This window comes from Desulfuromonas sp. TF (assembly GCF_000472285.1).
Taxonomy (GTDB): domain Bacteria; phylum Desulfobacterota; class Desulfuromonadia; order Desulfuromonadales; family ATBO01; genus ATBO01.
This window is the reverse complement of record NZ_KI421425.1, coordinates 82,976-88,580: the sequence shown is the minus strand read 5'-3', so window position 1 is coordinate 88,580 and position 5,605 is coordinate 82,976. Positions and strand designations below refer to the sequence as shown.

Sequence of the window (5,605 nt, the reverse complement as noted above, 5' to 3'; positions counted from 1 at the left end):
GTTTCTTTTTCGGGGACCGGAAGATCCAATTCCCGCTCCTGAAGCTGCGGTGGCCGAACCTCCACATAGACCGGCTCCTCGCTCGCGGGAGCGGTGAAAAGGCTCCGCTGCGGCAAGAGATAGATAAGCAGCAAGTGCAGCAGCAGGGAGAATGTGATGAACCCCAGCAGGAGGGGATTTTGGGAGCGGTTCAGTTCCATGAATCCGGGACGATGTTCAGGGAAAATTGAGATACAAATTATTATACATGATGCGGGTACATTCAGGCCAGATATTGCTCCAATTTCACATAGCGAAAAAGAGTTGACCCCTCGAAATCCTTCAGTTATAAAAAGAACCGTAATTAAATCTTGTTATGGAGGAGGATTTTGTCATGCATTTAGTTGATCAGATTAAAGCCAAGGCCCGGCAGAGTCTGCAGACTGTGGTTCTGCCCGAGGGTTATGACGACCGGATGGTGCAGGCGTCGGGACGCATAGTGCTGGATGGACTGGCCAGGGTGGTTCTGCTGGGCAATGCCGACGCCCTCCAGGCCAGGGCCGGAGAACTGGGCGCCTCACTCGAAGGCGTCGAAATTCTCGATCCGAAGACCGCGCCCAAGCTCGAAGAGTATGTCGACGAACTGGTCGAGATCCGCAAGAAGAAGGGGCTCTCCCGCGAAGAAGCCAGGGCGCTCCTCACAGGTGAGGACAACTTGTATTTCGGGTCGATGATGGTGCGAAAGGGGGACGCCGGAGGCGCTGTGGCAGGAGCCTACAATACCACCGGCGACGTCCTGCGGGCCGCCTTTCAGGTCATCGGCACCGCTCCGGGGATGAAGACTGTCTCCTCGGTCTTTCTGATGGTCACCAAAACCCCTGAGTTCGGTGAGAACGGCACAATGTGCTTTGCCGACTGCGCTGTCAACCCCAATCCCGATGCCCAGGCCCTCGCAGAGATCGCCGTCGCCACCGCCAAAAGCTGCAAGAGCTTTTTGGGGGTAGACGCAAGAGTCGGCATGCTTTCCTTCTCAACCAAGGGGAGCGCCAAGCACGAGGACGCCGACAAAGTCATCAAGGCGCTGGAAATCGCCAGGGAACTCGACCCCAGCCTGCAGATCGACGGCGAACTTCAGGCCGATGCCGCCCTTCTCCCCAAGGTCGGCGAGAAGAAGGCTCCCGGCTCGCCGGTCGCCGGCAGGGCCAATACCCTCATTTTCCCCGACTTGGACGCCGGGAACATCGGCTACAAGCTCGTCGAGCGTCTCGCCGGGGCCGAAGCGGTGGGACCGATCATCCAGGGTCTGGCTAAGCCGGTCAACGATCTTTCCCGAGGCTGTTCGGTGGAGGACATCATCAGCGTTTCGGCGATAACGGCGGTGCAGGCACAGGGGTAATTACAGAGCTTCGATAGGCGAGGTCCGAATGGGCAAAGGCCGGCGGGAACTCCCGCCGGCCTTTGCCGTTTCAGACCCTTCGCAGCAGTCCGCTCGCCCAGGAGAGGCCGACGCCGAAGCCGCAGATGGCTATGGTTCGAGCCGTTCCGCCAAGTTCGTCTTGCAGCAGAATCGGGATGGTCGAGGAGACGGTGTTGCCGTAGTCCCCGGTTGAGTAGGGGACCTTTTCGGCGGGCAGACCGAGCTTGGAGGCAATGGTATCGACGATGATCTTGCTCCCCTGGTGGATCAGGAATCGATCGATCTCCTCCAGATTTACACCGTTTTTGGCGGCCATCCTCCGAAGATCATCGGGAATAACCTTGGCGGCGAAGTTGAAGACGGCCCGGCCGTTCATGAACAAGGTACCGTCCTTGCAGATCAGTTTTTCGTGCTCGTTCCCCACGGTACCGAAGGTGAAACGCCCGGCTACGAGGCGAGGGGCCGAGGAGATCAGGGTGACGGCGGCTCCGTCGCCGAAGAGCAGGGTGGTGTTCTTGTCCTCGGGGTCGACGATCTTTGAATAAGGGTCCGCGGTAAAGAGTAGCCCCCGGGTCAGGCCGTTGTCGGCCATGAAGGACTGGAAAATGGAGAGGGCGTAGACGAAACCCGAACACCCGAGGGAGATGTCGAAGGCGGCGCAGTGTGCGGGAAGTCCCAGCTTGCCCTGGACGATGGCCGAGGTGTGGGGAATATTGTAATCCGGATTCTGGGTCACCACCACCACCGCCTCGATCTCCTCCTTGTTGACGGAGGTGCGGCGCTGAAGGTCTTCAAAGGCCCGGATGCACAGGTCCGAGGTTTCCTCTTCCGGACCCTTGACGGAAACCCGGCGTACGCCGATCTTCTCTTCGATGAAAAAATCGTCGATGCCGAACTGGGCCTTCCGGTCGTAATTGGAAATTCTGCCGACGGGGAGGTAGGTGCCTATTTCTTCGATTCCGAGCATTGACATGTCCTCAGCAAAGGGAAGATGGGGGACGTAAAACGAAGAGAGACCAGCGGTCAATCCGCCGGTCCCTTAGGTCGTCCAGTGAACCGCAGTGGCTACTTACGCTGAAAATCAGCGCCGCTGAATGTATAGCGGAATTTCATGTGGTCAGTATAGGTTCCCTCCAGGATGGCAGCGACGTCTTCGGTAAAGACCAGTTCCTCGTCGGTGGGGATGACGAAGACCTTCACCGGCGAGTCCGGGGTGGTGATGACGCTTTCCTTCTTGCGGGTCATGGTGTTGCGGTTTTTTTCCTTGTCGAGCTTGATCCCCATGAACTCCAGCCCTTCCAGGGCTTTCTCCCGGATCTGCCATCCCATTTCGCCGACGCCGGCGGTAAAGACGACGGCGTCGACCCCGCCGATGGCCGCGGCGTAGGAGCCGATGTATTTCTTAAGGCGGTAGCCCTCGATTTCAAGTGCAAGCGCGCATTTGTCACAGCCGTTCTCCGCCCCTTCGATGACGTCGCGGCGGTCGGTGAACTGGCCGGTAATCCCCAATACTCCAGCTTTCTTGTTGAGAATCGAATCGATTTCTTTGGCGGAGAGGTTCTCCTGCTGCTGGATGAACAAGGGGATGGCGGGATCGATGTCGCCGCAGCGGGTCCCCATGACGGCCCCTTCAAGGGGAGTCAGACCCATGGACGTATCCACCGATACGCCTCCCTTGATGGCGCTGTGAGAGACGCCATTGCCGATATGCATGGTGATGATGTTGCAGTCCTTGGGATCCTTGCCGAGCATCACCGCCGCCCGCTTGGAGACGTAGAGGTGGCTTGTGCCGTGAAAGCCGTATCGGCGCACACCGTGTTTTTCGTACCACTCGTAGGGGAGGGGGTACATATAGGCGTGCTCGGGCATGGTCTGGTGGAACGCGGTGTCGAAGATCGCCACATGAGGGACGTCAGGGAGGTTTGCCTTGGCCGCCTCGATGCCTGAGATGTTTGGGGGATTATGGAGGGGGGCCAGATGCTGGACCTCCTTGATCGCCTCAAGAACCGCGTCGTCGATAAGGACGGAGTGAGCAAATTTTTCCCCGCCGTGCACCACCCGGTGACCGACGGCCGAAATCTGCTCCAGGTTGCTCACCACCCCGTAATCCTTGCTGGTGAGAATTTTGATAATGAGATGAATGGCGACCTGGTGGTCGGGGCACTCGTATTCTTCCCGATAGGTTTCCCGCCCGGGAACTTCGTGAATGATGAAGGAATCGCCAATTGTCACCCGTTCGACCATCCCCTTGGCGATGACTTCCTTACGCTGCCAGTCGAAGAGCTGATATTTGACTGATGAACTGCCGCAATTCAAAGCAAGAATAACCATTTAAGACTACCTCCTCCCAAGCTATCTGAATCAGATGTCATGGACATCCATCAGTATAACGACGTTATTTGAATCCGATCTGCATTCCGTCGCCCTTTGCCATGCAGTCCCCAACGGCACGCCTAAGGCAAATTCATCCATGGTAAAAATGTTTCAAAAGACTATAGGAAGAGCATGGGAAATGCAAGAAATTTGTCTTCCGGCAAAGGTGTTTGGGGTGGACAGGAACTGTGAAAGTGGTGTATATACACTTGATCAGCACTTAATTTTTTAACGAAGGAGGTGATTCCTTTGGCTCATTCGATCAGTGAGGCCTGCATCAATTGTGGCGCCTGTGATCCGACCTGCCCTGTAGACGCCATCAGCGAGGTGGGTGATGCCCGCCAAATCGATGCAGACACCTGCATAGACTGCGGCGCCTGTATTGACTCATGCCCGGTGGATGCGATCTCCCCAGGGTGATTTCTCGGGGGGGCGGACCTGAGCCGCCCCCGCCTTTTCACATACGTAGAGCTTCTATAGACCGTTCCCCGCCGGGAGCAGGAGGTTGTTAATGTTCGGACTCGGTACGACGGAACTGATCATCATACTGATTCTGGTTCTCGTCATTTTCGGCGCCGGCAAACTACCAGAGATCGGGGGAGCTTTGGGCAAGGGATTGCGAAGCTTTAAAAAGGCCACTCAGGAGCCTGACGAGATTGACGTCACGCCGAAAGAGGAAGACAAGGAGGAGCAGGATAAAAAATAGCCTGTTTTCCCCCCGAGGGGCGATGAATAAAAAAGCCGCATTGAATGCGGCTTTTTTCGTTCGATCAACACACTCAGAGGACGGCTACGCCATCAAGGTTTGGACCCCGGCTTTGAGTCTACCGCCTCGACAGTATATTCTGCAAGACCCGCCGGCAGATTCTTGAATACAATGGTGAAAGGTATGGATTTGCCGGGACCTATATTGAGGTTCGACAGCGAATCGCCGAACTGGTTGTTCATGCTCTCCTCGATTTTGGCGAAGGGCATGTTGCGAAGGACTTCAACATCCAGGGAATTGCCGCAAAAGACGGTTTGCTGCAACAGGGCCCGGCCATTTTTGTCATAGAGGATGCCTTTTACGGCAATGGCCGAACGGGCTTCAGAATAATCATTCGTCGCTTTTCCCTGTATGACAAATAATTGACCTGCTTCCCGGTTGGTGACGAAGGAACTTGAAAGTTCGCTCAGGCGAATCTGCCCCGCGACGGCTGCCGGAGTTCCCTGCCCGGTAAGCTGCTCGACGATTTTTACAATGTCCAGATTGCCGCGCTGCCAGAAGAAATAGCCGGCGACGCCGCAAAGGGCCAGCAGCAGAACCAGCACGAATACCAGTACCCCTTTAAAAGGACTCTTGCGGCGCGGGATAGCCGCAGGGGTGGAGGCCCATTCTGCTCCTCCGGCGGGTTCTCTACTCTTTTTCGACTGGGCCGGAACAACCTTCTTCTCATCGATTTCCGGTGCCTCCTCCATGGGGAAGCTGCTGACATCTACGTTCTGGGGCGCCGCAGGTTCTTCGTCACCGAAACTCATCCTGCTGAGATCGAAATCATCAATTTCGGAGCTTTCGTCCGTCTTATCGCCAAAAACAAAGTCCTCGGGTGCTCCGGCGCCTTTTTCCGCCTCAGCGGTCTCTTTAGCCTCCCCGTCGGAAAACGGATCCGTCTCCTCGAATGAGAATTCCGCGGAACCGTCTGTATCTTCATCTTCAAAGCCGAATTCCATCCTCTGTTCCAGGGAGGGCTCCTCCTCCAGGTCGAACTCTGTCGAACCCGGCTCCTCGGTGGAGTCCTCCTTCAATTCGAATTCGACTGGACCCTGCTGAGCAGTGGCCTCCTCTTCGAAGTCGAA

At 56.4% G+C, this 5,605-nt stretch carries 7 protein-coding genes; 3 read left to right on the top strand and 4 right to left on the bottom strand.

From position 1 onward, the window contains the following. The coding region (locus tag DTF_RS0118065; RefSeq protein ID WP_027716464.1) for a hypothetical protein at positions 1 to 200 on the bottom strand (200 nt) is incomplete at its 3' end. A 173-nt stretch (positions 201 to 373) separates the two neighbouring features. Between DTF_RS0118065 and pta the strand changes: the two genes are divergently transcribed. Beyond that, entirely contained in the window at positions 374 to 1,375 is a 1,002-nt protein-coding gene (pta, locus tag DTF_RS0118060; protein ID WP_027716463.1) for a phosphate acetyltransferase, read from the top strand. 70 nt (positions 1,376 to 1,445) lie between these two features. On the opposite strand, the gene DTF_RS0118055 is transcribed toward pta, so the two are convergent. Continuing rightward, positions 1,446 to 2,363, bottom strand: coding sequence for a 3-oxoacyl-ACP synthase III family protein (locus DTF_RS0118055; RefSeq protein WP_027716462.1), 918 nt, complete (start codon positions 2,361 to 2,363; stop codon positions 1,446 to 1,448). Between the two features lie 98 nt (positions 2,364 to 2,461). Continuing rightward, entirely contained in the window at positions 2,462 to 3,727 is a 1,266-nt protein-coding gene (locus tag DTF_RS0118050) for an acetate kinase (protein ID WP_027716461.1), read from the bottom strand. A 291-nt stretch (positions 3,728 to 4,018) separates the two neighbouring features. On the opposite strand from DTF_RS0118050, the gene DTF_RS26295 reads away from it, so the two are divergent. Both DTF_RS26295 and DTF_RS0118045 read left to right on the top strand, forming a co-directional pair. Continuing rightward, entirely contained in the window at positions 4,019 to 4,189 is a 171-nt protein-coding gene (locus DTF_RS26295) for a DUF362 domain-containing protein (RefSeq protein WP_081703074.1), read from the top strand. A 91-nt stretch (positions 4,190 to 4,280) separates the two neighbouring features. After that, positions 4,281 to 4,475: a twin-arginine translocase TatA/TatE family subunit gene (locus tag DTF_RS0118045; protein ID WP_027716460.1), complete on the top strand. Its 195-nt coding sequence runs from the start codon at positions 4,281 to 4,283 to the stop codon at positions 4,473 to 4,475. Positions 4,476 to 4,567: 92 nt separating this feature from the next. Here the strand turns inward: DTF_RS0118045 and DTF_RS25780 are convergent. Further along, a partial coding sequence (locus DTF_RS25780) for a DUF3426 domain-containing protein (RefSeq protein ID WP_027716459.1) occupies positions 4,568 to 5,605 on the bottom strand: 1,038 nt, incomplete at its 5' end.

Coding starts and splice junctions, on each gene's coding strand:
- DTF_RS0118055 (WP_027716462.1), bottom strand. CDS start 2,363: ATGCTCGGAATCGAAGAAATAGGCACCTACCTCCCCGTCGGCAGAATT.
- DTF_RS0118050 (WP_027716461.1), bottom strand. CDS start 3,727: ATGGTTATTCTTGCTTTGAATTGCGGCAGTTCATCAGTCAAATATCAG.
- DTF_RS0118045 (WP_027716460.1), top strand. CDS start 4,281: ATGTTCGGACTCGGTACGACGGAACTGATCATCATACTGATTCTGGTT.
- pta (WP_027716463.1), top strand. CDS start 374: ATGCATTTAGTTGATCAGATTAAAGCCAAGGCCCGGCAGAGTCTGCAG.